The following is a 25,846-nucleotide window of genomic DNA, read 5'->3' on the forward strand; positions in this document are numbered from 1 at the left end:
ATCGTCTTAACTTACATTGGCACTACGGGACCACACCATGATTCAACAGCGACCACGCAGTGAACGTGGCCAATTGGCCGTTGCAGGAGAAAGTTACGGGAAATCGTTGTTAGGCGCACCGCTGCTGTATTTTCCGGCTGCGGTCAGCGGCCCGGAAACAGGACTGGTGATCGCCGGAACGCATGGCGATGAGAATGCCGCCGTGGTTACGCTGTCTTGCGCGCTACGCAGCATTTCGCCGGCCAGGTTACGCCATCACGTCATTTTGGCGGTCAATCCGGACGGTTGCCAGTTGGGTCTGCGGGCCAATGCCAACGGCGTCGATCTCAACCGTAACTTCCCCGCCGCCAACTGGCGCTCCGGGGATACGGTTTATCGCTGGAACAGCGCGGCGTCTAGCCGTGACGTCAAGCTTTCTACCGGCGGTCGCCCCGGTTCCGAGCCGGAAACTCAGGCGTTATGCCATTTGATCCACCGCTTGAAACCGCGCTGGGTGGTGTCTTTTCATGAGCCTTTGGCCTGTATCGAAGATCCTGACAGCTCACATCTTGGCGTATGGTTGTCACATAAATTCGCCCTGCCGCTGGTCAGCAGCGTCGGTTACGAAACCCCCGGTTCGTTTGGCAGTTGGTGCGCCGATCTGTCATTGCCCTGTATCACCGCCGAATTCCCGCCCATTTCGGCCGATGAAGCCAGCGAAAAATACCTGGACGCCATGATCGAACTGCTGGTTTATCCGGATTAACGGCGGCCTACGGCGGCGTTATTCACTCTCCAGCCGAATAGCGCCGCAGGCAAAATCCAGCCCCGGTTCAACGTCCTGCGCCAACCAGGTCGGCCCGTCAAGATCGACAAAACGCGCGCCCGGCACCAACGGTAGCGCGGCGCTTATCGCCCGCGAGGTGCATAACATGCAGCCAAGCATGATAGCCAGTCCCTGTTGACGCGCCTGTGCCGCCAACGCCAGTGCTTCGGTCAACCCTCCGGTTTTATCCAGCTTGATATTCACCATTTCATAGCGACCGGCCAGCGTCGGCAGGTCGTCGCGGGTATGGCAACTTTCATCAGCACAGATCGGCAACGGGTGAATAAAGTTTTCCAAGGCCTGGTCTTCGTGGGCCGCCAGCGGCTGCTCGAGCATCGCCACCTGCAGATCTGCCAGCAGTTGGCAACGCGCCGCCAGCCCTTCTGCCTGCCACGACTCGTTGGCATCGACGATCAGCGTCGCCTTCGGCACCGCGCCGCGAATGGCCACCAACCGCTCGCTGATTAAATGGTCGTCCAGCTTGATTTTTAACAGCGTGGCGCCTTGGTGATACAGCTCCAAGGCGGCAAAGGCCATCGCCTCCGGCGTCGCGATACTGACGGTTTGTGCCATGGTAATATGTTGCGGCGCGCTGATACCGCTGCGTTGCCACAGACTTTCGCCCTGCTGCCGACACTCCAGATCCCACAATGCCGAATCCAGCGCGTTGCGCGCCGCGCCGGCCGGCATCAGCTGTTGCAGTTGAGCGCGCGTAACACCGCCTTCGATCGCCGACACCATCGCCGCCAGTTGCGCCATCACGGAACCTTCACTTTCACCGTAGCGCGGATATGGCGTACATTCACCAATACCGCACACGCCCTGCTGCTCGATTTCCACCACCACTACGTCGGCCTGCGTGCGGCTGCCGCGCGCGATAACGAACGCGCTACGCAATGGCCAGGATTGAGGATAAAAATGCATGCTTCTCATCGTGGCTCCTGAATGAAAAAACGCACCCTGTGACGCCAGTACGCGGATGTATTCTAATATATACAACTATTTAGCCAATTTTATATATCCAAGTAGCCATTGTTGACTTAAACTGTCGACAGGGTGTGAACCTAATGTTAAATGCCAACCTGATGGCCGCTCAATTAGGTTAATACCTTTGTATCAAACCCCTTAAAAGGAACCAAGTCATGACTCAGACAGTACATTTTCAAGGTAACCCGGTAGCCGTTGCCGGCCAACTGCCGCAGGCTGGCGATCGCGCCAAGGCGTTTTCACTGGTTGCCAAAGACCTTTCAGACGTGACGCTGAGCAGCTTCGCCGGCAAACGCAAAGTGCTGAACATTTTCCCGAGCATCGACACCGGCGTCTGCGCCACTTCAGTGCGTAAGTTCAACCAGTTTGCCAGCGAAATGGACAATACCGTGGTGCTGTGCATTTCTGCCGATTTGCCGTTTGCCCAGTCCCGTTTCTGCGGCGCGGAAGGCCTGAGCAACGTGGTGATGCTGTCGACCCTGCGTGGCGCTGAATTCAAACAGGCTTACGGCGTAGAAATCAGCGACGGTCCGCTGGCCGGCCTGACCGCGCGCGCGGTGGTGGTGCTCGATGGTCAGGACAATGTCCTGTACAGCGAACTGGTCAACGAAATTACCACCGAACCGAATTACCAAGCCGCGCTGGCGACGCTGAAGTAACGCCAAATAAAAAAGCCCGATGCTCATGTCGGGCTTTTTTTTTACTCTTCGCCGTCTTCCACCGGCTTGCGGCTGCTGAGGCCGTATTCACGCAGCTTGTTGGCGATGGCGGTATGTGATACTCCCAACCGTTTAGCCAATTTACGCGTGCTTGGATAGGTGCGATAAAGGCGTGTCAGCACCGAACGTTCGAAACGCTTGCTGATATCGTCGAGCGAACCGTCGAGCACTTCGTCGCCCAATGACATTTCCACTTCAAATTCCGGCAGAACGATATCTTGCGGCCGCAGCTCGAAGCCTTCGGTTTGCGTCAACGCACGGTAAATGGCGTTCTTCAACTGACGGACGTTGCCGGGCCAACCGTATTTGCTGAGGAAACCACCAAGATCGCTCGCCAGCTTCGGCCGCGCCACGCCCTGTTCGTCAGCAAAGCGCGCCACAAACAGTTCGGTGAGCGGCATGATGTCTTGCGGCCGTTCGCGCAGCGGTGGAATGGTAATGGTCAGCACGTTCAGGCGGTAATACAGGTCTTCGCGGAACTCGCCGCGCTGTACCAGTTCGATCAGGTTCTTCTGGGTGGCGCAGATCACGCGAACATCGACATGCACTTCGTGATCTTCGCCGACGCGTCGGAAGGTACCGTCGTTAAGAAAGCGCAGCAGTTTGGTTTGCATGCGTGGCGACATCTCGCCGATTTCATCCAGCAGCACCGAGCCGCCGTTCGCCTGCTCAAAAAAGCCTTTCTTGCTGGCGGTCGCGCCGGGATAGGCGCCCGCGGCATGGCCGAACAGTTCGCTTTCCGCGACGTCATCCGGCAGTGCCGCGCAGTTAAGCGCCAGAAACGGCAGCTTGCCGCGCGGGCTGCGCAAATGGCAGGCGCGCGCCAGAATGTCCTTACCGGTACCGGTGTCGCCGATAATCAGCAGCGGTGCGTCAAGCATCGCCAGCTTGCGTGCCTGCTCCAGTACCTGGCGCATTTTCGGACTGACGGCGATGATATGATCAAACTCGGTATCATCATTCACCGACAGATTTTGCAACTGCCGCCCCATGCGCGCGGTTGATTTCAACATCACCACCGCACCCACGGTATCGTGCTGATGGTTTTCATCTTCGAGGTGGATTGGCGTAATATCCATCAGGAAGTCCTGACTGCGGATCACCACCCGCTCAGAGTGCGGCGCCGCGTGTTCATTTTCCAACCAGCGGGTAAAGTTATAGCCGCCAATCAGCTGACCGGCTGTCTGATTGCGGATCTTGTCTTCGTTCAGGCTGAACAGCGCCAGTGCGGCGGGGTTGGCCAGTTCGACCTTGCCCTTCATGTCGATGGAGAACACCGGCTCCGGCATCGACTCCAGCAGCGCGCGCAATGCGCGATGTTCACGCTCGGACGGCATGAAATTGACGGTACGTACGTCGGTAACGCCGTCAATGCGGCGGATTTCGGCCATTAACGCGCGAAATGTATCGAAATCAAGCTGTGAGAAATTGAGATAAATGCGGCCGATAGGATCGATTTCGATGCCACGTAAATCAATGCTGCGCGATACCAAAAGATCGAGTAGTTCTCGAGTGAGACCGAGCCGGTCTTCGCAAAATACTTCCAAACGCATCAGTAGTGGCCTTATTTTTGCAGGTTTTACGTACGCGGGATGATTGGCGACCATGATACTCTCTCATCCCGGACGGAAGAAGCGATCTGTCAGCAAAAGTTGACAGGGCTCTGATTTATCGTTGTCATTGATGAGTTTAAACGCAACCGAATAACACCATCGGCGTCATTTTAGCTTACTCTTGGTGGATTATCATAGTCAGCAGGGATTTTTTGGATAATTATCAACAAATCACAGCGGGAAATGCTTTCGTCAAGCGCGGCTTACGCCTTGAGATAATTGGCCGCACCGGGAGCGATGCGGCCAGCAGGATTATTTTTCTTTCTTGCTGTTGTTCTTCATGGTGTCCTTCAACTGATTGATCAGTTGTCCGCGAAAATCCCCAAGTTTTGGCTTATCCCCCTCCAGCCAGGGAAGCGGTCGACACAGTTCCATAGCCTTGATGCCGAGACGTGCGGTCAACAAACCAGCGCCAATGCCCTGCGCCGCTCGCGCTGAAAGCCGCGCCGCCAAATCTTGCGACATCCAGTCCATACCCACTTCGCGCACCAGTTCCGACGCGCCGGCAAAGGCGATGTTCAACAATACCAGTCTGAACAGACGTAAACGGCTAAAGTAGCCCAGTTCGATGCCATACAGCGCCGCAATGCGGTTGATCAGCCGGATATTACGCCAGGCGATAAACGCCATGTCCACCAGCGCCAACGGACTGACGGCAATCATCAGCGTTGATTCCGCCGCCGAACGGCTGATTTCCCTGCGCGCCTGATTATCCAGTACCGGCTGCACCAGTTTGGCATATAACGCCACCACTTCCCGGTCGTTCTGCGTTTCATGCAGCGACGCCTGCCAGCGCTGCAACGCCGGGTGCCCCTGATCCAGCCCCGCCTGACGTGCCAGCTTTTCGCAAAATTCGCGCCCTTTGCCCAGACCATGGCTGTGTAGCAGATCGCGCGCGACGTCGCGTTCTTCCGCACGCTGGCGCAAGCGGTATAACCGGCGCCACTCGGTCAATACCGAGCCAACGCCGGCGCAGACAATCAACCCACCCGCTACGCCGCCACCGAGGGCAATCCAGTCTTGCTGCAGCCAGGCGTCGTGCAGCCACTGCACGCCCTGCGCCACCACGCTGACGCCAAACAACGCCAGTCCGGCGCTCACCATTTTGCGCCACAGGCTGCGCTTTGGTTTCAACGCTGCATTGACGATGCCTTCCGCTCGCCCTTCTTCTTCGCTCGCATCCAACTGCTCCGCGATCGGCAGGAAGTTTTCCGCCTGGCGTTGATCAAAGGCCATCCCGGCACGCAGCACCGGCTCTTGCGGTGCTTGCAACGGTTGTTCAAAATCGATACGCGGTTTTAACGGTTCGCTCATCGCAATTTATCTCCCAGCAAAAACTCCATCACCGCATCCAGACGAATATGCGGTAACGGGCTGTCCACGCTCATCGCCTGTGGACGAAACTCATCAAAGTGGAACCCCTGGTTATGCCAAAAGGCCGGGCCGGGTAAACGCGCTGGCACTTCGCCGGGGAACACTGTCAGCGGCGCACCGTCTGCCAGGCGACTGCCCTTCAGCGCCGGGATGCGCTGCCCCTGGTGATCGACGATACCGCTTTCGGTTGCCTGCACCGAGGCCAGCCCGACGCAGTCCATGCTGATGCCTTCAAACGCAGCGTTCTGCCACGCCTCCTGCACCAACTGCTGCAACAGCGATACCAGATTGGCGTGCTGATCGGCAGTGATATGGTCGGCCTTGGTGGCGGCGAACATCAGTTTATCGATGGTAGGGGAAAACAGCCGACGGTACAGCGTACGCTTGCCATAGTGGAAACTTTGCATCAGCTGCGTCAGCGCCAGCCGCATATCGTTGAAGGCCTGTGGCCCGCTGTTCAGCGGTTGCAGACAGTCCACCAATACGATCTGGCGATCGAAGCGGGAAAAATGCTCTTTATAAAAGTTTTTGACGATCGACTGGCAGTAATAGTTAAAACGCGTACGCAGCATGCCAATATTGGTGTGTTTGTCAGCCTGCGCCAGCCGGGATTCGCCGCTGGCATCGACTTTCGGCCACGGGAAAAATTGCAACGCCGGCGCGCCGGCCATATCGCCCGGCAGCACAAAGCGGCCCGGCTGAATAAAATGCAGCCCTTCGGTCTTGCAACGCAGCAGATAATCAGTGTAGGCCTGCGCAATCGCCGCCAGCCGGTTTTCATCCGCCGGTGCCAAAGGATCGAGGGTGTCACACAGCGCCAGCCACGGCTTGGCCCATTCGGCGCGGTCGCCTTGCAACAGGCCGGTCATTTGCCGCGACCAGGCCAGATAATCCTGTTCCAGCATCGGTAAATCGAGTAACCATTCACCCGGATAATCCACGATTTCCAGATACAGGGTCGAGGTCTCTTTAAAATGGCGCAGCAGCGAATCGTTGGAGCGGTAGCGTAATGCCAGACGAATTTCGCTGACGCCACGCGTCGGCGTCGGCCAGCTCGGTGGTGTGCCATACAGCTGTGCCAGTCCTTCGTCATAGGTAAAGCGCTGAATACCCAGATCGCGCTGAGGAATGCGTTTCACCCCCAGCAGCCGTTCTTCACGCACCGGCGAAAACAGCGGCATGCGGGCGCCGCTGTGCACATGAAGCAATTGATTGACGAAAGCCGTGATGAACGCCGTTTTGCCGCTGCGGCTCAAGCCGGTCACCGCCAGACGCAGATGACGATCGATACCGCGATTGACCAGCGAGGTTAACTCATTTTGCAAACGTTTCATTCTTCTCCTTGGCAGATACCTTTTACCTTGCAAAGCGCAGCATTACCGGTTGGCCGGCGCACCGGGTTAGCGCTTGCCGTTAGCGGGTATAACGCCCGAACAGCGTGTTTAGCCCTTTGCGCAACAACGGTTCCAATACCACCGCCAATAGCAGGCGCAGCGGTTTGCGGCTGACGGTCTTCAGCAACCATGAGGTTGCCCCCGCCGGCCCGTAACTCATTAACCCTATGATGATGACTTTAGACAATGTCTTCAACATTGCAGCTGCTCCTTGCTTGAACGTGGAGGTTTTAGCGCCATTAATAGCTGAAGTTTTGTTCATGGAATGCCCTCCGGCAAGAGAATCAAGGGGAACAGACGATATGCCCGACCTGCGCTACGCAGATCGGTGCGGAAAGGAACGCGTAACAGGTTACAGCTTGCGAAAACGGCTTTGCACGCCGAAGGTGTCTGAAGTGACGTAGCGCTCAACCTGACGCAAGCGTTGTTCACCGCTGCCCAGTTCATATTCCAGCCGGTCAAGCAACTGGCGCGGCGTGCGCTGATGTTCGCCATCGAAGCGGCTGGCCGGCGCGTCTTCCAGCAGAAAGGCCAGCGTAAAATAGGCGATAAGCGTCAGGAAGAACAGACCGAAAATCATCGACAGCACCACGATAACGCGGATCAGGCGTACCGGCACGTCGAAATAATGCGCCAGGCCGGCGCAGACGCCCTTCACCATGCCTTCTTCCGGCACGCGATACAGCTTTTTACTGCCCAGCGTATTGTTCATCAAGACTGTCTCCAGTTCGGGTGTTCGGCATCAAGGATCTCTTCCAGCGCTTGAATACGTTCGCGCATGCGTTTGGCATCGTCGGTCAACTGCGCCAGACGCTGCATTTCCTGATGGCTGAGCTGAATGCCGCTTTGCTGCCGATTGCTGTAATGCAGCCAAAGCCAAATCGGTGCGACAAACAGCACAAAAATCGTCAACGGAATGGCAAGGAGTAAAGCACTCATTTTTTTTCCTTCTTATGTCGTCTTTCATCGGCGGCCGCCATACCGGCGGCCGCTGGAGCATTACTCTGAACGGTTCATTTTCGCTTTCAGCGCCGCCAGCTGCTCGCTGATGGCATCATCCGCCTTCAGTTCGGCGAACTCCTGATCAAGCGATTTCTTTTTACCGATGCTGATGCTTTCGGCTTCCGCTTCCATGTGGTCAATACGGCGTTCGAACTGCTCGAAACGCGCCATCGCCTCATCCAGTTTACCGCTGTCCAACTGGCGACGCACTTCACGCGAGGATGATGCCGCCTGATGACGCAATGTCAGCGCCTGCTGACGTGCACGTGTTTCGGTCAGTTTGTTTTCCAATTCGCCGATTTCGCTTTTCATACGCGTCAGCGTTTCTTCAACGGTGGCAACTTCCTGCGTCAAGGTGGCGATCAAATCGGCAACCTTCTGTTTTTCGATCAGTGCCGCACGAGCCAGATCTTCTTTGTCCTTACGCAGCGCCAGTTCGGCTTTTTCCTGCCAGTCGCTCAGTTGGGTTTCGCCCTGCTCGATGCGACGCAGCAACTGCTTTTTCTCCGCCAGCGCACGCGCCGAGGTGGAACGCACTTCTACCAGAGTGTCTTCCATCTCCTGAATCATCAGTCGCACCAGTTTTTGCGGATCTTCTGCCTTATCCAGCAGCGTATTGATGTTGGCGTTCACGATGTCGGCAAAACGAGAAAAAATGCCCATAATTTACTTCCTCTTGGTGTCGATGGCGTCTCAAGCGCCACGTTAGGGGTAACGGCTTACACAGAGATATAATCAAAACCCGTGCCAACTTTTATATCATTGAAAAACAATAATTATTTATTTTTGACTCAACGCCAGCATCCTGTAAAGTGATTATCCTCACCAACTATTGGCGAATTTCATCATGAGCGAGCAGATCGAAAACCTGTTAGGCGAAGCGAATGCCTTTATTGAAGTATTGGAACAAGTTTCACAACTGGCAAAGTTGAACAAACCGGTATTGGTGATAGGTGAACGCGGCACGGGCAAGGAGCTGATCGCCCATCGTCTGCATTATCTTTCCAACCGCTGGCAAGGGCCGTTCATTTCGCTCAATTGCGCGGCGTTAAACGAAAACCTGCTGGATTCTGAATTGTTTGGTCATGAGGCAGGCGCCTTTACCGGCGCGCAAAAACGTCATCTCGGGCGTTTTGAACGCGCCGACGGCGGTACGCTGTTTCTGGACGAATTAGCCACGGCGCCGATGCTGGTGCAGGAAAAGCTGCTGCGGGTGATTGAGTACGGTCACCTGGAGCGCGTCGGCGGCAGCCAGCCGCTGCAGGTTGACGTACGGCTGGTGTGCGCCACCAACGACGATTTGCCGGCGTTGGCGGCGGCGGGCAAATTCCGCGCCGATCTGCTCGATCGGCTGGCGTTCGATGTGGTGCAACTGCCACCGCTGCGCCAGCGTCAGCAGGACATCATGCTGCTGGCTGAGCATTTTGCCATTCAGATGTGCAGAGAGTTGTCGTTGCCGCTGTTCCCCGGCTTTACCGAGCGCGCCCGTGACACGTTGCTGAGTTACGCCTGGCCGGGTAACGTGCGCGAACTCAAAAACGTGGTTGAACGTTCAGTGTATCGCCATGGCACCAGCAGCAGCGCGCTGGATGAGATCATCATCAATCCCTTTGCCCGCCACGTCGCCAGCGCAGCAACCACGCGCCAACCGCACGGCGACGCGCTGCCCGCACTGCCACTGGATATGAAGAGCTGGCAGAATCAGCAGGAGAAAAAGCTGCTGGAGTCAGCCTTGCAGCAAGGTCGTTTCAATCAGCGCAAGGCAGCGCAACTGCTGGGACTGAGCTACCATCAACTGCGCGGCATGCTAAAAAAGCACGCGCTGCTGCAAAACGATCGGCCCGAAGAAGCACATTCCACCTCGGCGGCAGAGGGCGAATAGCCGCCTGAATGCGGCAGCACGCCGATTATAGGCCACTGCAATCAGCGCTGGCTTTTCATATCGCGGCCTTTCCCGGCGAGGCCAGTGGCAACATCAGGCATTCGATTAATATGCACCGTCCCTTTTTAACACCACATTGATGGTTTTAAACAGAATCGCGATGTCGTTCCACAGCGACCAGTTTTTTACATACCAGGCATCAAAATATACGCGGGTGTCATAATCAACGTCATTGCGACCACTGACCTGCCACAGTCCGGTCATCCCTGGTTTTGCCATAAAGTAATAATCGACGTCACCCGCATAACGCTCCAGCTCTTTTTCGATTACCGGGCGGGGCCCCACCAGGCTCATCTCCCCTTTTAATACGTTAAACAGTTGCGGTAATTCATCCAGACTGGTTTTACGAATAAAGCGGCCAATGCGAGTAATACGTGGATCGTTTTTAAGTTTGAAATCCTTTTCCCATTCTGCACGCGCGTCGGCATCCCGTTCGAGCAACTCCTGCAACACCTGTTGCGAATTCACCACCATTGAGCGGAATTTCAGACAATTAAATTTTTTACCGTCTCGGCCGACCCGTTGGTGCCCATAAATTGCGCTACCGCCATCTTTCGATACCAAATAGCACAGTAGGAGCAATGCCGGCGCCAGTAATAGAATAATGATCGCCGAGCCAATAATATCAAAAGTCCTTTTTAGACATCGCGAGGATCTTTTTGCCAAATTATTGCTCACCCGCAGGATCATCACTTCGTGGCTAAAAATGAATGACATGTCTGTGCCATAAAGCGGCACGCCGCGCAACGTCGGGATCACCGAAACCGAACGACAATGATGTTTTGCCAGCGTTTTAAGCCATCGATCACGCAACGCATGCTGGTCAAACTCCAGCGCCACCACAAACTGAGTCAATTGTGGATCGCACTGCGACCACAGTTGCTGTTCATCATCAATGATTGGAATGCCCATTAATTGTCTGGCACCGGTTTGGTCGCTTGAAAAAAACGCGCAGATAGCAAAACCCAGAATTTCTTCACTTTGCAATGCGGCATAGGCATCACAGGCATTTTTCCCGCTGCCGATAATCACCGTATGTTTTTTCCACAGACCAAACGCATCCAGTATCCGTTTGACTATTGCGCGCGCCAGAGGCACCAGCACCAGCGCCGACAACCAGGTAAGCCCCCAGACATAGCGTGAAAAATGCCACATCGAAAACGCCACCATGGCGAGATCGAAGACGGCAAAGATCAGCAAAGTACGCACCACTTCCTTGAGCTCAAACCAAAACGGTTTGCGATAGCTGTAATGACGCAATCTCACCCAGAACCATCCCACGCATAATACTGCCAACATGACATGCGTCATAAAACGCGCGCTCATTTCCGATTCGGGGATAAAATCACGGATATTACCACCAAACAGATCGACCAGATAAACGGCGATTAACAGCGATAATACAAAAAAGAGAAAATCAGAGAGTGCGAGAGATAACTTAACCAGAGTGGTCTTGCTTGAATAATTAAGCACGTTCATGTCGTTTCATCCCTTTGCTACCAGGTTGCCAACACGCAATGCTAGCCAAAGAGCTTCGCTCACCGTGTAATTAATCTTTACCGCCACGGGCGCGACTATAAATATAAACATGTAATGACCTGACACGCGATGGGATTGCTTTTACATGTTGTGAGTATCCGTGGAAATTTTCAACTCGACAAGCAAGTGGCCCGATTTTGCGCAGAATAGGAATAATCCGGCGTCAGCGGCGTTCGGGGGGAATTGGGGGTGCGGTCAGCAGACCTTGGCGATAGGCAAAAAAAAAGCCAGCACCCGAGCTGGCTTAAGAAACACTGGAAGCAATGTGAGCAATGTCGTGCCTTCCACATCGGGCCACAAGGCGAGGCCTTCCGTGAACTGCCAAGCGATGATAATGGTTCTCAGTATCATCTGTAAAGTACTTTGTTGAGAAATTTTCTCATTACCACAGCAATATTGTGCAATTAGCCATCAGTCCGTGCAGGTCAAAATTCATTACGTAATGCCTGATAGCCCCGTACCAGCGCAATATTGGTGGCCGCCACCTCTTCGGAAAATTGCAACGCATCACGATCCACCGCCGCATAACGCGATAAATCACTGTCGACACCGACGCGCTCAGTTGAGGGGATATAGCGGTTTTCCGGCAGCGTCACCCCGTCTACCACCGCGTTGTAACGCACCACGCAGCCGCTGCGCACATGGCAATTGAACAACACGCTGTTGAAACCGATAAATACCCGATCGTCTATACGGCAGGGACCATGCACAATGGCGCGATGGGCGATCGAGCTATAGCTACCGATGGTAACCGCCGCCCCGCCCTTGGAATGAATCACCACCCCGTCCTGAATGTTGGAATGGGCACCAATGACGATCGGTTCCAACTCGCCGTCGGGGTTAAGCTCATCGGCACGGATCACCGCGTAAGGGCCAACATAAACATAATCACCTATCATCACCCGTCCGCAAATAATGGCGGTCGGATCGATATAAGCCTTTGGTGACACCTGCGGCAAATGGCCGCTGGGATTTTTACGCAACATCGTCATCCTCCTGCCAGCTCAGTTGCGCCACCGCATTGTGAGCATGCAGACTCTCCTGATGTTCAACCACCACCTGGCCTGCACGATAACGGCAGGATGCTTGCAGCGCGTTATACAACCGGCGCGCAGCATCTTCACAAAACATCAGGTTTTGGCCATTGACCAGGGCGAAAGCCTGCTCGTCCAGCCGCTTGACCAGCGTTTGTACCGGCGTGCCCAACGCGTGTTCAATGCGCTCAATCAGCGTCATCACCGGTACGGTCTGCTCATCGGGCGACAGCTCGACCGTTACCCAGGCCCAGCTGCGTTGGCTGTGCGGCGTTGCCGGCATACCGTGCAAACCCAACCATTCAGCCACTCGCTGGCGGCTAAGGCTGGTTGACTCCGCGTCAAAATCAACCAGAAATTGTTGTTGTGCAGCCTGACGACTGAGCGCGGCAGAACTGGGACAGGTTGATGAATATGCCACTCCGACTTTCAGCGTTAACCTGGGCACCGTGGCCAGCTGTGCCTCAATACACAGCGGGTAACTTTTCCAGCCGCGTTGCGCGCTGACCAACGCCGGGCGTGACAATAGCAAATCGCCACTGATGGTTAACTGCGCGCGATCGCTATGCGCTGGCTGCGAGTGTAAAAAATCGTTCAGGGTGGTAATGATACGCCGAGGCGTTAGCTCCCCCTGGGTCAAGCCATCCAGCGCGGCGTAAAGGCGCGACATATGAATACCGCGCGCGCCGTCTCGGCTGCCACGCAGGTTGATGCTGGCATTGATCTGCGCCGCCAGCGGTCGCCCGGCCAGTTCCAACGGCAATGCTATGCCCTGCATCCCGACCCAATCCAGGTCAATCACGCCTCTCTCTGTGCGCCAGGCCTGCGCATCCGGCAATGGCGGCAGGTTGGACGATACTGTTTTTTCCATGTTTCCTCTGACTCATTAATGTGGATTTAACGAAAATGCAATACGATATTGTTATGTTATAACATAACCATCATTGATGTTTAGGTCAACGCCACCTTTGCAAAGCAGCGAAGCGCTTAATCCATCAGCAAAAAATACGGTCATTGCATGCAAGGAATTGGGCAGATCGCCAGAGTACGGTACACTAACGCTATTGCTTATTAACCCATGAGCTTCTATGCGTGGTTTACCCCTTTGGATATTGACGTTATGCCTTGGCGGCTCGGCCATTGCGGCCGTTCCACCGGCACCAACGACCGCCTCCGCCGCGGCACTGCCGGACATTCGGCAACATGGTTTTGTCTATTGCGTCAGCGGCATACTGAACACCTTCAACCCGCAGATGGCCAGCAGCGGCCTGACGGTCGATACCCTGGCCGCCCAGCTGTACGATCGCTTGCTGGACGTTGATCCATACACTTATCGTCTGATCCCCGAACTGGCGCAAGGCTGGGAGGTGCTGGATAACGGCGCAACCTACCGTTTTCACCTGCGCAAGGATGTGCCGTTCCAGACCACCGACTGGTTTACCCCGACGCGCCGACTGAATGCCGACGACGTGGTGTTCAGCTTCCAACGGGTCTTCAACCAGAAGCACCCTTATCATGATGTCAACGGTGGCGAATACCCTTACTTTGACAGCCTGCAATTTGGCGATTCGGTGCAGAGCGTAAAAAAACTCGATAACTACACCGTCGAAATACGCCTGCAGGCGCCGGATGCCTCCTTCCTGTGGCACCTGGCAACCCACTATGCCCCGGTGCTGTCGGCAGAATATGCCGATAAGCTGTCGCAGGCCGGCAAACAGGAAATGATCGACCGCGAGCCGGTCGGCACTGGCCCCTTCCTGCTCAATGAATACCGCTCCGGCCAGTACATCCGGCTGGCACGCAATGACGCCTACTGGAAGGGCAAGCCACGCATGGCGCAGGTGGTGATCGACATGAGCGCCGGCGGTACCGGTCGGTTGTCGAAACTGCTGACCGGCGAGTGCGACGTGCTGGCCTATCCGGCGGCCAGCCAGTTGTCTATCCTGCGTGACGATCCACGCCTGCGCCTGACGCTGCGCCCGGGCATGAACATCGCCTATCTGGCGTTCAACACCCGCAAGCCGCCGTTCGACGATCTGAAGGTACGGCAGGCGATTTCACTGGCGATCAACAACCAGCGACTGATGCAGTCGATTTACTACGGTACTGCCGAAACCGCCGCCTCGATTTTGCCGCGTGCGTCATGGGCCTACGATAACGAAGCGCACATCACCGAATACAACCCGGCCAAATCGCGACAAATGCTCAAGCAGGCAGGCATTGAGAACCTGAACCTCAAACTGTGGGTGCCGACCGCATCGCAGTCTTACAACCCAAGCCCGCTGAAAACTGCCGAACTGATCCAGGCCGATCTGGCGCAGGTGGGGGTTAACGTCACTATCGTGCCGGTAGAGGGCCGTTTCCAGGAAGCGCGGCTAATGGAAATGAACCACGACCTTACCCTGACGGGCTGGGCTACCGACAGTAACGATCCGGACAGTTTCTTCCGGCCACTGCTGAGCTGCGCGGCAATCCGCTCGCAAACCAACTATGCTCACTGGTGTGATCCGGGCTTCGACGAGGTGTTGCAAAATGCCCTGCTTTCCCAGCAGTTGGCACAACGCATCGAAAACTATCAAAAGGCGCAAAAAATTCTGGAACAACAGTTGCCGGTGCTGCCGTTGGCATCCTCACTCCGCCTGCAGGCCTACCGTTATGATATCAAGGGGCTGGTATTGAGCCCGTTCGGTAATGCGTCGTTTGCCGGCGTGTACCGCGAAGCCGCAGAGGGAGCGAAAAAGTGATTATTTTTACCCTACGCCGCTTTTTACTGCTGATCATCACGCTGTTCCTGCTGACGCTGGTCAGCTTCAGCCTGAGCTATTTTACCCCGCGTGCGCCGCTCAACGGCGCCGGCCTGTGGGACGCCTATCAATTCTACTTCGTCAGCCTGCTGCACTGGGATTTCGGCGTATCCAGCATTAACGGTCAGGCGATCAGCGAACAGCTCAGCGAAGTCTTCCCCGCCACCATGGAACTGTGCATTCTGGCGTTTACCCTGGCATTGTTGGTGGGCATTCCGCTGGGCATCATCGCTGGCGTGCTGCGTGGTAAATGGCAAGACACCGCCATCAGCACTTTTGCGCTGCTGGGCTTTTCCATGCCGGTGTTCTGGCTGGCGCTGCTGATGATGCTGTTCTTCTCACTGCACCTGGGCTGGCTGCCGGTATCCGGCCGTTTTGATCTGCTGTACCCGGTGAAACACGTCACCGGCTTTGCACTGATCGACGCCTGGTTGTCTGATTCTCCCTATCGTGCGGAGATGATCGCCAGCGCCCTGCGCCATATGGTATTGCCCATCGCGGCACTGGCGGTTGCGCCAACCACCGAAGTGGTGCGCCTGATGCGCATCAGCACCGACGATGTCTTCAGCCAGAACTACATCAAGGCGGCGGCGACGCGCGGCCTGTCGCGCTTTACCATCATTCGTCGCCACGTGCTGCACAATGCGCTGCCGCCAATCATACCCAAGCTCGGGTTGCAGTTCTCCACCATGCTGACGCTGGCGATGATCACCGAAATGGTGTTCAGCTGGCCCGGACTGGGGCGCTGGTTGATCAACGCCATCCGCCAGCAGGACTACGCGGCGATTTCTGCCGGGGTGATGGTGGTCGGTACGCTGGTCATCACCATCAACGTCCTGGCCGATATCCTCGGTGCGGCAACCAACCCACTGAAACATAAGGAATGGTATGCCCTTCGATAACGTATACCGTGAAAAGAAAATGCCCAGCCCGCTGCGTTACACCTGGCGGATTTTTTATGGCGATGCGCTGGCGATGATCGGGTTCTACGGTGTGATTGCGCTGATCCTGCTGTCGCTGTTCGGTAGCCTGCTGGCGCCTTATGCGCTTGACCAGCAATTCCTTGGTTACCAGCTATTGCCGCCCTCATGGTCGCGCTACGGCAACGTATCGTTTTTCCTTGGTACCGACGACCTGGGCCGCGACATTCTCAGTCGTCTGCTCACCGGCACCGCCGCCACCTATGGTTCGGCGCTGCTGGTAACCCTCGCCGCTGCCGTTATCGGTGTGATCCTCGGCGTGTTCGCCGGCGTGACACACGGCCTGCGCTCGGCGGTGCTGAATCATATTCTCGACACCCTGCTGTCAATCCCGTCGCTGCTGCTGGCTATCGTGGTGGTGGCATTTATCGGGCCGAAGCTCGAGCACGCGATGCTGGCGGTGTGGCTGGCGTTGTTGCCACGTATGGTGCGCACCATTTACAGCGCGGTGCACGACGAGTTGGAAAAAGAATACGTTGTGGCAGCACGCCTTGATGGCGCCACGACGCTGCAGATTTTATGGTTCGCGGTGATGCCGAATATCGCTGCGGTGCTGGTAACCGAATTTACCCGTGCGCTGTCGATGGCGATCCTGGATATCGCCGCGCTGGGTTTCCTCGATCTTGGTGCGCAGTTGCCCTCGCCTGAATGGGGCGCGATGCTCGGCGATTCCTTGGAACTGGTGTATGTCGCGCCCTGGACGGTAATGTTGCCGGGAGCGGCGATCATGCTGAGCGTGTTGCTGACCAATCTATTGGGCGACGGCATGCGCCGCGCAATCAATGCGGGAGTGGAATAATGCCGTTACTCGATATCCGCAATCTGACGATTGAATTTATGACCGCCGACGGGCCGGTCAAGGCGGTGGATCGCGTTAGCATGACGCTGAGCGAAGGTGAAATCCGTGGCCTGGTGGGTGAGTCAGGCTCAGGTAAGAGCCTGATAGCCAAAGCGATTTGTGGCGTAACCAAAGATAACTGGCGCGTCACCGCCGATCGTTTCCGCTTTGACGATATCGACCTGTTGCAATTAACGCCACGTGAGCGACGCCGACTGGTCGGCCACAACGTATCGATTATTTTTCAGGAGCCGCAGTCCTGTCTTGATCCGTCCGAAAGCATCGGACGTCAGTTGGCGCAGGCGATCCCCGGCTGGACCTTCAAGGGGCGTTGGTGGCAACGCGTCAACTGGCGCAAGCGCCGCGCCATCGAGCTGCTGCACCGCGTCGGCATCAAGGATCATGATGATATCATGGGCAGTTTCCCCTACGAGTTGACCGAAGGTGAATGCCAGAAAGTGATGATTGCCATCGCGCTGGCCAACCAGCCACGGTTATTGATAGCCGACGAACCCACCAACGCCATGGAGCCCACCACCCAGGCACAGATTTTCCGCCTGTTGTCGCGGCTTAATCAAAACAACAACACCACCATTTTGCTGATCAGCCATGACTTGCAGATGATGAGCAAATGGGCCGACCGGGTAAATGTACTGTACTGCGGTCAAACGGTGGAAAGTGCGCAATGCGAAGATTTGCTGGCGACGCCGCACCACCCTTATACCCAGGCGCTGATCCGCGCGATGCCTGACTTTGGCCGTTCGCTGCCGCACAAAAGCAGATTGAACACGCTGCCGGGAGCGATTCCCTCACTGGAGCACCTGCCAATCGGCTGCCGTTTGGGGCCGCGCTGCCCTTATGCACAAAAGAAATGCATCGAAACCCCACGCCTGCGTCCGGTGAAAAACCATCTGTTTGCCTGCCACTTCCCGCTGAACATGGAGGAGCAATAACATGGAAACGTTGCTGGAAGTGCGTAACCTGAGCAAGACCTACCGCTATCGCACCGGGCTGTTCCGTCGTCAGCACGTCGAGGCGGTTAAATCGGTCAGCTTTACCCTGCGTGAAGGCCAGACGTTGGCCATCATCGGCGAAAACGGTTCCGGCAAGTCAACGCTGGCGAAAATGCTGTCTGGCATGGTGGAGCCGAGCGCCGGAGAATTGCTGATCGACGATCATCCGCTGGCTTTTGGCGATTACCGCTATCGCAGTCAGCGCATCCGCATGATTTTCCAGGATCCCAGCACCTCGCTCAATCCGCGTCAGCGCATCGGTCAGCTGCTCGACGCCCCGCTGCGCCTGAATACCGATCTGGAAGCCTCGGAGCGTGAGCAACACATTAACCAGACGCTGCGCCAAGTGGGCATGCTGCCGGATCACGCCTATTATTATCCGCATATGCTGGCCTCTGGCCAGAAGCAGCGAGTCGCGCTGGCGCGTGCACTGATCCTGCAACCGAAAGTGATCGTCGCCGACGAAGCGCTGGCGTCACTGGATATGTCGATGCGTTCGCAAATCATCAACCTGATGCTCGAACTGCAGGAAAAACACGGTATCGCCTACATTTATGTGACCCAGCATCTGGGCATGATGAAACACATCAGCGATCAGGTGATGGTGATGCACGAAGGTGAAATCGTTGAGCGCGGCAGTACTGCCGAAGTGCTGGCTGCCCCGCTGCACGATCTCACCCGCCGCCTGATCGCCAGCCATTTTGGCGAAGCGCTGACCGCCGATGCCTGGCGGCGTGACGGCGGTAAATTCTAGCCGCGTACGCTGCCTGTCTCTACCACCAGGAGGATCATTGTTATGGGATTTCTCAACGGCAAACGCATACTGATTACCGGCGTGGCCAGCAAACTGTCGATCGCCTATGGCATTGCGCAAGCGATGCAGCGTGAAGGTGCGCAACTGGCCTTCACCTATCAGAATGACAAACTGAAGCCGCGCGTGGTGGAGTTCGCTGCCGCATTGGGCTCGACGCGGGTGCTGGAATGCGATGTCGGGCAGGATGCCAGCATTGACGCACTGTTCACCACGCTGGCGGCCGATTGGCCGACCTTTGACGGATTGGTGCATTCCATCGGCTTTGCTCCCGCCGAACAGCTGGACGGCGACTACCTCAACGCCGTCAACCGCGAGGGCTTCCGCATTGCCCACGATATCAGCAGTTACAGTTTTGTCGCGCTGGCCAAAGCCTGCCGCGGCATGCTCAACCCCGGCTCGGCGCTGCTGACGCTGTCTTATCTCGGCGCTGAGCGCGCCATCCCCAATTATAACGTCATGGGCCTGGCCAAGGCTTCGCTGGAGGCCAACGTGCGGTATATGGCCAACGCCATGGGGCCGGACGGCGTACGGGTCAATGGTATCTCCGCTGGGCCAATCCGTACGCTGGCGGCATCGGGCATCAAGGATTTCCGCAAGATGCTGGCGCATTGCGAAGCGGTTACGCCGATCCGCCGCACCGTCACCATTGAAGACGTCGGCAACACCGCCGCCTTTTTATGCTCGGACCTGGCCGCCGGCATCTGTGGTGAAATTGTTCATGTCGACGGCGGTTTCAATATTGCGGCGATGAATGAACTCGAATTGAAATGACCGTCCGCCACGGGCTGCGGGCCGGGACCGCGGCCCGCCGGCGCTGCGTTAGTCAATAATCGCAAATACTAATTACATTTTTGCGCAGTAAAATTATATTTTATTCTTTTCAGTTATGGATTAGCACGTAACATTATTTTATCTCGCCAATCGAATCGGTGAGGATATCCCCTACGTTGAGCAGATCAAACGACAGGATATCGCACTGATGAGCAACCCCAGCCCAATGGAAGCGCTGCGCCGCCCTCACCACAACCAGTGGTATCACGAAACCCAGAGCAGCGTACGCGGCGATTCGCCGCTGCAACCGCAAGCAGCCGGTGTGCGCGATCGCTTTTTACTTGGCCTTGGCGAGTTTGCCGACGCCGCACTCAATAACGCCCTGATTGCCCGCGCACCGGTATTTAGCGCCTCGCTCGACAGTTGCCGAGTATTGTTTCCGGAGCGGGTGACGCTGTCGCGTTACGTGACGTTGTCACCTTACGATCGCCTGTGTACCGCCTTGACCGTCGCTCAGGTGACCGGCGTTCAGGCATTGTGTAGCCACTATGCCGCCCGTCTTGCTCCGCTCGACAGCCCCGACGCCTCCCGTGAAAGCAATATTCGTTTAGCGCAGATTACCCAGTACGCCCGCCAACTCGCCACCCATCCCACGCTGATCTGCCATAAAGCTGTGCAGCAACTGTCCGAGGTTGGCCTCAGCACTGCCGATATAATCTCATTCACACAGATTATTGGGTTTGTCAGCTATCAGGCGCGGGTCGTGGCCGGCGTGGCGGCGCTGGCCGGCAGACCGACGGCGTTGGTGCCTGGTTTCCCAAGCATCAACGATGCCTCGGCTGCGGAGTTCAGCCTCGAGTCGTTAAGCTGGCAGCCCCGCTTACCGCTGGTCGATGTCGCCGTAGCCAATGCCGAGCAACTGGACGTGCTGGACCAAAGCCACCCGAATGCACGTGGCGAGCCCTATTACCGACTGCTGGCACACGACGCCGCCGCACTGCGCGAGCGCAACGGGGTGTTCAATACCATCAGCCAATCTGGTTATGGACTTTCGCCACGGTTGAAGGCACTCAGCGCGCTGGTCACCTCGCGCATCAACGGTAGCCGCTATTGCGCCGCCAAGGCGGCAGCAGAGGTGGCGCAACCGCAGCTGGTCCGGGCGTTGTTTGACGATATCGCCCAGGCGCAGCAACAGCTGGACGATCGGTTGAGTGCGGCACTGATACAGGTCAGCGCCGATCTGACGCGCTCACCGGAAAAATTTACTCCGCAAAACGTGCAACCGTTATTCAACCTGGGTTTGAGTCAGGCGCAGGCGCTGGAAGCGATCCTGACCAGCGCGCTGTATGCCTGGGAAAACCGCCTGCGCTACAGCCTCGGCGACGCGCTGACGGCACAGCAGTGTCCGACACCCGTGCCGCTAGTCTAACAGCCAGCCCTGCGCCGCGTCGAAGAAGTGCTGCGCCAGCGGCGTGGCACGCCCTGGCTCGGCAATCACCACTGCCGCGTGACGTGACATCGGCGTAATGTCGATGGGTCGACGCAGCAGCTGCGGCGTCATTTCCGGCAGCAGATTGCCATGTGGGAACAGTCCGCAACCCAGGCCGACAAAAATGCACTGCAACAGTTGAAAGATTGAGGTGGTTTCCACCCGCGCTTGCAGCGACAGCCCCGCCTCACGGAAGTTCTGATCGAGATAGCGGCGGAAATAGCGGGTCGGTTCTGCCAGACACAGCGGTAACGCAGCCACGTCTGCCAGCGTCAGCGGTGCATCGTCGACCAACTGCGGAAAATGCTGCGGATGGAACACCAGTTCCACCCCGCTGTCGGCCAACGGTTGTGATTGAAAATGCAACTCTTTTAGCGTCGGTAACTCAAAGAAACCGATGCCGATATCCACCGTATGGGCGGTGAGCGCCTCCAGCAGCTGATCGGCGCTGAGCACTGCCACCCGGTAATCCAGCTGCGGGTACTTTTCACTCACCGCCTTGAGCATTTGCGCCAGGGTAATGCTGCATTGCGGCACCACGCCAATACGCAAGGTGCCGTTCAGACCATGCTTAAGTGCCTCCACCTCCAGCTTCAGCCCCTGATAGACCGAGACAATCTCGCGCGCCCAGGCCAGTACCCGCTCGCCTTCGGCGGTAAATCCCTCAAAGTTGTTGCCGCGGTTGATCAACGCCACGCCAAGCTCTTTCTCAAGATTTTTCAAGCGCATCGACAGCGTCGGCTGACTGACGAAACTGGCCTCCGCTGCCCGACCGAAATGCCTTTCGCGCTCAAGATTACACAGGTAGATCAGCTGCTTAATATCCATGTATTGGCTCAAATAATGATTACTACGCGGAGTATATCATTACCAACGCATCGGATGCCGCTATCAGACTTTCAGCCGCAGATAATCCATCAGGCGTGAAAATACGCTGCCAGCCGCCGTCGGCTGCAGGGTGACCAGCGGCAGCGTTGCCAACAGTTTGCCATTGTCGCTGACGCGCACTTCCCCCACGGTTTGCCCCTGTGGCAACGGCGCCTCAAGGCGTGGGACGTTGAGCACATATTGCGCCTTCAGCTTGCTCGCTTCGCCTTTTGGCAGCGTCAGGTAACGATCCTGCGCTACGCCGACCGCGATCCGCGACCGGTCGCCGTACCACACCGCCTCGTTGCCCAATGGCTGACCGGCCTTGAATACACGCACGCTGTCAAAATCACGCAGCCCCCAGCTCAACAGCTTACGCGCCTGTTCTTCGCGCCCTTTAGGGCTTTTACCCCCCATCACTACCGCGATCAGCCGACGATCGCCCTCGGTGGCGGAAGCAATGATATTGAAACCGGCCGATTCGGTGTGGCCCGTCTTCAGGCCGTCGACGTGCAGCGTTTTGTCCCACAGCAGCCCATTGCGGTTCTGCTGGGTAATACCATTCCAGGTCAGCGACCTTTCGCTGTACATATGGTATTCCGCCGGTTCGCTCATGATGATGGCGCGTGAAATCACCGCCAGATCGCCGGCCGTGGTGTACTGCCCCGGAGCATCGAGGCCATGAACGGTTTCAAAATGGGTATTTTTCAATCCCAGCTGCGCTGCTTTGTTGTTCATCAGGTCGACAAACGCCGTCTGGCTGCCGGCGACGTAGTCAGCCATCGCCACGCAGGCATCGTTGCCGGAATCAATAATGATACCGCGGCTCAGGTCGCGAACCGTGACCCTGTCACCTGGCTTTAAAAACATCAGCGACGATCCCTTGAACACCGGATTGCCTGCTGCCCAGGCATCCTTGCCCACCGTCACCACATCGTCCAGGCTGATTTTGTGCTGATCCAGCGCATGGTCAATCACCAACCCGGTCATCAATTTGGTCAGGCTGGCCGGGTTACGCCGCTGGTCGGCGTGGTTTTGCGCCATAATCTGGCCACTGGCGTAATCCATTAATACATACGATGCCGCATCAATTGGCGGCGGCGTTAGCGAGGGAAAATCGCCTGCCGTGTCTGCCGCCTGCGCTGCCAGCGGCAACAAAATCCCGATTACCACAGCCGATACTGAACGCTTCACTCACTCTTCCTCAAATATTGCAATATAAATCCGTGACATAGACTGCACTAAAGCATCGTCTGGCGGAATCGTTAGACTTTTGCAGCGGATAACATAATGCAACCATTTGTATGTCAGCTGGGTGCGATAAACCCGCTCTATGCCATCATTGCCCTATTCGATTAGACGCTTGCGTCGCGCGCCCCTAGACTTGTGACATAAAGACTCAAAACGCTTAATAAAGCGTTCACTTTCTGACAACAATCACCTGCGAAGACCACAATGAAATTTAAACCGTCTATCAAACCGTATACCGGTGCGGCGGGCGGCTGGGGCTCATTGGAAGCCACCACCCGCTACGTGCTGGACAGCAAGCAAGCATTGAAAAACCTGCGCAATCTGATGCGCGTTAATAAAGTACGCGGCTTCGACTGTCCCGGCTGCGCCTGGGGCGATGACAATCACAGTACCTTCAGCTTTTGCGAAAACGGCGCCAAGGCCGTCAGTTGGGAAGCCACCCTCCATGCGGTTACAGCAGAGTTTTTTGCCGCCCACAGCGTGAGTACGCTGCTGCAACAGAGCGATTATTTCCTTGAGTATCAGGGCCGCCTTACTCAACCAATGCGCTACCATGCCGACAGCGATCGTTATCAGCCCATCAGCTGGCCGGATGCGCTGGCGCTGATTGCCCAGCACGTCAAGCGGATGGACAATCCCAATCAAATCGAACTCTATACCTCCGGCCGCGCCAGTAACGAAGCCTCCTATCTGTATCAGCTGTTCGGGCGCATGCTCGGCACCAGCAACTTCCCCGACTGTTCCAATATGTGTCATGAAGCCAGCGGCATCGGCCTGAAACAGAGCATTGGCGTCGGCAAAGGCACCATCCGCATGGATGATTTCGAGCGGGCCGACGCGATTTTCGTGTTTGGTCAAAACCCCGGCACCAACCATCCGCGCATGTTGCACAGCCTGAAACATGCCGCCCGCCGCGGCGCGCGCATCGTCAGCTTCAACACCCTGCGCGAACGCGGACTTGAGCGCTTTGCCGATCCGCAAAACCCGATTCAGATGCTGACACCCAGCTCATCGCCGATCAGTTCCGCCTATTATCAGCCCAACCTCGGCGGTGATATGGCGGCGGTACGCGGGATGGTCAAGGCATTGCTGGAAAGCCACCGACAGCAGCAGGCTGCCGGCCAGGTCGGCCTGTTCGATTTGCCGTTTATCGAGCAGCACTGCGTCGGAGTCGACGCCTATCTGGCGCAGGTTGACGCCACCAGTTGGGCGAAGATCACCCAGCAGTCGGGACTGAGCGAAACGCAGCTGCGCGAAGCGGCCGAGATTTACCGCTCGGCACCGCGGGTGATTTGCACCTGGGCAATGGGCGTCACCCAGCATAAGCACTCGGTGGCCACGGTGCGTGAAATCACCAATCTGCAACTGCTGTTCGGCCAATTGGGCAAGCCGGGCGCCGGTCTGTGTCCGGTGCGTGGCCATAGTAACGTGCAGGGCAACCGCACCATGGGCATTGATGAAAAAGCGCCGACGGCGCTGCTTGACAGTCTGGCCAGGCACTTCAATTTTTCGCCACGTCGTGAGCCGGGCCACAATACGGTAGAAGCGATCGAAGCGATGCTGCGCGGCGAGGTCAAGGTGTTGATTGCGCTTGGCGGCAATCTGGCGGCAGCGGCGCCGGACAGCGAACGCACCGCACAGGCGCTGCGTAACTGCGGGTTGACGGTACACATCAGCACCAAATTGAATCGCAGCCATCTGATCACCGGTAAAGACGCGCTGATCCTGCCAACGCTCGGCCGCACCGAACAGGATATGCAGGCCAGCGGAGCGCAGTTTATTACCGTCGAGGACTCATTCAGCATGGTGCACGCCTCGGAAGGCATCGGCAAACCGCTATCGGACAGTCAGCGCTCGGAAACAGCGATCGTCTGCGGCATCGCCGATGCGGTGCTGGGTAATCAGCCGCTCGACTGGCTGGCGCTAGCGGACGACTATTCGCTGATCCGCGATCACATCGCCGCCACCATAGCCGGTTTCGACGATTTTAACCCGCGTTGCGAATTGCCGGGCGGCTTTTATCTCGGCAACGCTGCCGCCGAACTGCGCTTCGCCACGCCAAGCGGCAAGGCGGAATTTGGTGCCGCAGCGCTGCCCGACAGCCTGTTCCCACAGTTGGCCGGGCAGACGGCGCCGTTCACTCTGCAAACCCTGCGTTCCCACGATCAGTACAACACCACGATTTATGGGCTCGACGATCGCTATCGCGGCGTTTACGGCCAACGCGAGGTGTTGTTTATCAATCCAGACGATCTTGCCGCACTGGGGATGCAGGACGGCGAGCGGGTCGAGATTGAAACCCTGTGGAATGACGGCGTAACGCGCAAGGTCAGTGGCTTCAAACTGGTGAGCTATGCTATTCCACGCGGCAACCTGGCGGCCTACTACCCGGAAACCAACCCGCTGGTGCCGCTGGCCAGCTTTGGCGACGGTACCGGCACGCCAACCTCCAAATCGATCCCGGTGGCGATACGTCGTGAGCCTGCGTCAGTCACGCTGCGCATTGCCTGAGTAAGCAGGCCTGATATCGCTAAAAAACGCGCTGCGGGTGTGGAAAAGCGTGATATCAGGCTTGCCCGCAGCGGGTGATTCGCGTAAAACTGTCAGCCG

At 56.8% G+C, this 25,846-nt stretch carries 24 protein-coding genes; 11 read left to right on the forward strand and 13 right to left on the reverse strand.

Annotated features, from left to right (window positions below):
- Window positions 1–37: 37 nt before the first annotated feature.
- Entirely contained in the window at window positions 38–745 is a 708-nt protein-coding gene (gene mpaA / locus ACCC84_RS05460; protein WP_273868342.1) for a murein tripeptide amidase MpaA, read from the forward strand.
- A gap of 18 nt (window positions 746–763) precedes the next feature.
- On the opposite strand, the gene ycjG is transcribed toward mpaA, so the two are convergent.
- Window positions 764–1,738 (reverse strand): L-Ala-D/L-Glu epimerase, encoded by a 975-nt coding sequence (gene ycjG, locus ACCC84_RS05465; protein WP_371901633.1) that lies wholly within the window; start codon window positions 1,736–1,738, stop codon window positions 764–766.
- A gap of 209 nt (window positions 1,739–1,947) precedes the next feature.
- Here ycjG and tpx point away from each other — a divergent pair, with 209 nt between their 5' ends.
- Window positions 1,948–2,451 carry a thiol peroxidase gene (gene tpx / locus ACCC84_RS05470; RefSeq protein WP_004962627.1) on the forward strand — a complete coding sequence of 168 codons (504 nt, stop codon included), beginning with the start codon at window positions 1,948–1,950 and terminating at the stop codon, window positions 2,449–2,451.
- A 41-nt stretch (window positions 2,452–2,492) separates the two neighbouring features.
- Here the strand turns inward: tpx and tyrR are convergent, their stop codons facing one another.
- The 7 genes from tyrR to pspA form a co-directional block, all read right to left on the reverse strand.
- On the reverse strand, window positions 2,493–4,064 hold the full coding sequence (gene tyrR / locus ACCC84_RS05475) for a transcriptional regulator TyrR (protein ID WP_039992082.1): 1,572 nt from the start codon (window positions 4,062–4,064) through the stop codon (window positions 2,493–2,495).
- 312 nt (window positions 4,065–4,376) lie between these two features.
- Window positions 4,377–5,438 carry a YcjF family protein gene (locus ACCC84_RS05480; protein WP_004962619.1) on the reverse strand — a complete coding sequence of 354 codons (1,062 nt, stop codon included), beginning with the start codon at window positions 5,436–5,438 and terminating at the stop codon, window positions 4,377–4,379.
- Window positions 5,435–6,832, reverse strand: coding sequence for a YcjX family GTP-binding protein (locus ACCC84_RS05485; RefSeq protein ID WP_004962618.1), 1,398 nt, complete (start codon window positions 6,830–6,832; stop codon window positions 5,435–5,437). Before ACCC84_RS05485 ends, ACCC84_RS05480 begins: the two co-directional genes overlap by 4 nt.
- 79 nt (window positions 6,833–6,911) lie before the next feature.
- Complete coding sequence (pspD, locus tag ACCC84_RS05490; protein WP_004962616.1) at window positions 6,912–7,154, reverse strand: phage shock protein PspD; 243 nt, start codon at window positions 7,152–7,154, stop codon at window positions 6,912–6,914.
- A 90-nt stretch (window positions 7,155–7,244) separates the two neighbouring features.
- A complete protein-coding gene (gene pspC, locus ACCC84_RS05495) occupies window positions 7,245–7,604 on the reverse strand; it encodes an envelope stress response membrane protein PspC (RefSeq protein ID WP_004962613.1) in 360 nt (119 codons plus the stop codon).
- The gene (gene pspB, locus ACCC84_RS05500; RefSeq protein WP_039992081.1) at window positions 7,604–7,831 is read right to left on the reverse strand and encodes an envelope stress response membrane protein PspB; all 228 of its coding nucleotides are present in this window, start codon (window positions 7,829–7,831) and stop codon (window positions 7,604–7,606) included. The genes pspC and pspB overlap by 1 nt, the downstream gene beginning before the upstream one ends.
- Window positions 7,832–7,891: 60 nt before the next feature.
- Window positions 7,892–8,557, reverse strand: coding sequence for a phage shock protein PspA (gene pspA, locus ACCC84_RS05505; RefSeq protein WP_004962608.1), 666 nt, complete (start codon window positions 8,555–8,557; stop codon window positions 7,892–7,894).
- Window positions 8,558–8,741: 184 nt separating this feature from the next.
- Between pspA and pspF the strand changes: the two genes are divergently transcribed.
- Window positions 8,742–9,776, forward strand: coding sequence for a phage shock protein operon transcriptional activator (gene pspF / locus ACCC84_RS05510; RefSeq protein ID WP_371901634.1), 1,035 nt, complete (start codon window positions 8,742–8,744; stop codon window positions 9,774–9,776).
- Between the two features lie 105 nt (window positions 9,777–9,881).
- Here pspF and wbaP read toward each other — a convergent pair whose 3' ends face one another.
- The 3 genes from wbaP to folE2 all read right to left on the reverse strand — a co-directional run bounded on the left by wbaP (window position 9,882) and on the right by folE2 (window position 13,280).
- The gene (wbaP, locus tag ACCC84_RS05515) at window positions 9,882–11,315 is read right to left on the reverse strand and encodes an undecaprenyl-phosphate galactose phosphotransferase WbaP (RefSeq protein WP_371901635.1); all 1,434 of its coding nucleotides are present in this window, start codon (window positions 11,313–11,315) and stop codon (window positions 9,882–9,884) included.
- A gap of 485 nt (window positions 11,316–11,800) precedes the next feature.
- Window positions 11,801–12,361 (reverse strand): LbetaH domain-containing protein, encoded by a 561-nt coding sequence (locus ACCC84_RS05520; RefSeq protein WP_039992079.1) that lies wholly within the window; start codon window positions 12,359–12,361, stop codon window positions 11,801–11,803.
- Entirely contained in the window at window positions 12,351–13,280 is a 930-nt protein-coding gene (gene folE2, locus ACCC84_RS05525) for a GTP cyclohydrolase FolE2 (RefSeq protein WP_004962604.1), read from the reverse strand. The genes ACCC84_RS05520 and folE2 overlap by 11 nt, the downstream gene beginning before the upstream one ends.
- Before the next feature lie 217 nt (window positions 13,281–13,497).
- On the opposite strand from folE2, the gene sapA reads away from it, so the two are divergent.
- The 7 genes from sapA to ACCC84_RS05560 all read left to right on the forward strand — a co-directional run bounded on the left by sapA (window position 13,498) and on the right by ACCC84_RS05560 (window position 21,058).
- Entirely contained in the window at window positions 13,498–15,153 is a 1,656-nt protein-coding gene (gene sapA / locus ACCC84_RS05530) for an ABC transporter substrate-binding protein SapA (protein ID WP_371901636.1), read from the forward strand.
- Window positions 15,150–16,115 (forward strand): putrescine export ABC transporter permease SapB, encoded by a 966-nt coding sequence (gene sapB, locus ACCC84_RS05535; protein ID WP_004962597.1) that lies wholly within the window; start codon window positions 15,150–15,152, stop codon window positions 16,113–16,115. Before sapA ends, sapB begins: the two co-directional genes overlap by 4 nt.
- The gene (gene sapC / locus ACCC84_RS05540; protein ID WP_004962594.1) at window positions 16,102–16,992 is read left to right on the forward strand and encodes a putrescine export ABC transporter permease SapC; all 891 of its coding nucleotides are present in this window, start codon (window positions 16,102–16,104) and stop codon (window positions 16,990–16,992) included. The genes sapB and sapC overlap by 14 nt, the downstream gene beginning before the upstream one ends.
- Window positions 16,992–17,984, forward strand: coding sequence for a putrescine export ABC transporter ATP-binding protein SapD (gene sapD / locus ACCC84_RS05545; RefSeq protein ID WP_004962587.1), 993 nt, complete (start codon window positions 16,992–16,994; stop codon window positions 17,982–17,984). Before sapC ends, sapD begins: the two co-directional genes overlap by 1 nt.
- 1 nt (window position 17,985) lies before the next feature.
- The gene (sapF, locus tag ACCC84_RS05550) at window positions 17,986–18,798 is read left to right on the forward strand and encodes a putrescine export ABC transporter ATP-binding protein SapF (RefSeq protein ID WP_371901637.1); all 813 of its coding nucleotides are present in this window, start codon (window positions 17,986–17,988) and stop codon (window positions 18,796–18,798) included.
- 42 nt (window positions 18,799–18,840) lie between these two features.
- On the forward strand, window positions 18,841–19,629 hold the full coding sequence (gene fabI, locus ACCC84_RS05555; protein WP_004962579.1) for an enoyl-ACP reductase FabI: 789 nt from the start codon (window positions 18,841–18,843) through the stop codon (window positions 19,627–19,629).
- 226 nt (window positions 19,630–19,855) lie between these two features.
- Entirely contained in the window at window positions 19,856–21,058 is a 1,203-nt protein-coding gene (locus ACCC84_RS05560; protein WP_198773175.1) for a CMD domain-containing protein, read from the forward strand.
- Here the strand turns inward: ACCC84_RS05560 and ACCC84_RS05565 are convergent.
- Complete coding sequence (locus ACCC84_RS05565) at window positions 21,050–21,946, reverse strand: LysR family transcriptional regulator (RefSeq protein WP_004962576.1); 897 nt, start codon at window positions 21,944–21,946, stop codon at window positions 21,050–21,052. The genes ACCC84_RS05560 and ACCC84_RS05565 overlap by 9 nt on opposite strands.
- 63 nt (window positions 21,947–22,009) lie before the next feature.
- Window positions 22,010–23,179: a serine-type D-Ala-D-Ala carboxypeptidase DacD gene (gene dacD / locus ACCC84_RS05570; RefSeq protein ID WP_039992078.1), complete on the reverse strand. Its 1,170-nt coding sequence runs from the start codon at window positions 23,177–23,179 to the stop codon at window positions 22,010–22,012.
- 261 nt (window positions 23,180–23,440) lie between these two features.
- Here dacD and ACCC84_RS05575 point away from each other — a divergent pair, with 261 nt between their 5' ends.
- Entirely contained in the window at window positions 23,441–25,747 is a 2,307-nt protein-coding gene (locus ACCC84_RS05575) for an FdhF/YdeP family oxidoreductase (protein ID WP_371901638.1), read from the forward strand.
- The last annotated feature ends 99 nt before the right edge of the window (window positions 25,748–25,846 follow it).

The sequence above is a fragment of the Serratia odorifera genome, from assembly GCF_041448735.1.
Taxonomy (GTDB): Bacteria; Pseudomonadota; Gammaproteobacteria; order Enterobacterales; family Enterobacteriaceae; genus Serratia_F; species Serratia_F odorifera.

Bases quoted from the DNA above. Each gene is read 5' to 3' on its own strand.
- ACCC84_RS05520 (WP_039992079.1), bottom strand. From the start codon at position 12,361: ATGTTGCGTAAAAATCCCAGCGGCCATTTGCCGCAGGTGTCACCAAAG.
- sapD (WP_004962587.1), top strand. From the start codon at position 16,992: ATGCCGTTACTCGATATCCGCAATCTGACGATTGAATTTATGACCGCC.
- mpaA (WP_273868342.1), top strand. From the start codon at position 38: ATGATTCAACAGCGACCACGCAGTGAACGTGGCCAATTGGCCGTTGCA.
- ACCC84_RS05565 (WP_004962576.1), bottom strand. From the start codon at position 21,946: ATGGATATTAAGCAGCTGATCTACCTGTGTAATCTTGAGCGCGAAAGG.
- sapF (WP_371901637.1), top strand. From the start codon at position 17,986: ATGGAAACGTTGCTGGAAGTGCGTAACCTGAGCAAGACCTACCGCTAT.
- ACCC84_RS05575 (WP_371901638.1), top strand. From the start codon at position 23,441: ATGAAATTTAAACCGTCTATCAAACCGTATACCGGTGCGGCGGGCGGC.
- folE2 (WP_004962604.1), bottom strand. From the start codon at position 13,280: ATGGAAAAAACAGTATCGTCCAACCTGCCGCCATTGCCGGATGCGCAG.
- pspA (WP_004962608.1), bottom strand. From the start codon at position 8,557: ATGGGCATTTTTTCTCGTTTTGCCGACATCGTGAACGCCAACATCAAT.
- fabI (WP_004962579.1), top strand. From the start codon at position 18,841: ATGGGATTTCTCAACGGCAAACGCATACTGATTACCGGCGTGGCCAGC.
- ACCC84_RS05480 (WP_004962619.1), bottom strand. From the start codon at position 5,438: ATGAGCGAACCGTTAAAACCGCGTATCGATTTTGAACAACCGTTGCAA.
- sapC (WP_004962594.1), top strand. From the start codon at position 16,102: ATGCCCTTCGATAACGTATACCGTGAAAAGAAAATGCCCAGCCCGCTG.
- sapA (WP_371901636.1), top strand. From the start codon at position 13,498: ATGCGTGGTTTACCCCTTTGGATATTGACGTTATGCCTTGGCGGCTCG.
- pspD (WP_004962616.1), bottom strand. From the start codon at position 7,154: ATGAACAAAACTTCAGCTATTAATGGCGCTAAAACCTCCACGTTCAAG.
- pspF (WP_371901634.1), top strand. From the start codon at position 8,742: ATGAGCGAGCAGATCGAAAACCTGTTAGGCGAAGCGAATGCCTTTATT.
- ycjG (WP_371901633.1), bottom strand. From the start codon at position 1,738: ATGAGAAGCATGCATTTTTATCCTCAATCCTGGCCATTGCGTAGCGCG.
- tyrR (WP_039992082.1), bottom strand. From the start codon at position 4,064: ATGCGTTTGGAAGTATTTTGCGAAGACCGGCTCGGTCTCACTCGAGAA.
- ACCC84_RS05560 (WP_198773175.1), top strand. From the start codon at position 19,856: ATGGAAGCGCTGCGCCGCCCTCACCACAACCAGTGGTATCACGAAACC.
- pspC (WP_004962613.1), bottom strand. From the start codon at position 7,604: ATGAACAATACGCTGGGCAGTAAAAAGCTGTATCGCGTGCCGGAAGAA.
- tpx (WP_004962627.1), top strand. From the start codon at position 1,948: ATGACTCAGACAGTACATTTTCAAGGTAACCCGGTAGCCGTTGCCGGC.
- wbaP (WP_371901635.1), bottom strand. From the start codon at position 11,315: ATGAACGTGCTTAATTATTCAAGCAAGACCACTCTGGTTAAGTTATCT.
- pspB (WP_039992081.1), bottom strand. From the start codon at position 7,831: ATGAGTGCTTTACTCCTTGCCATTCCGTTGACGATTTTTGTGCTGTTT.
- ACCC84_RS05485 (WP_004962618.1), bottom strand. From the start codon at position 6,832: ATGAAACGTTTGCAAAATGAGTTAACCTCGCTGGTCAATCGCGGTATC.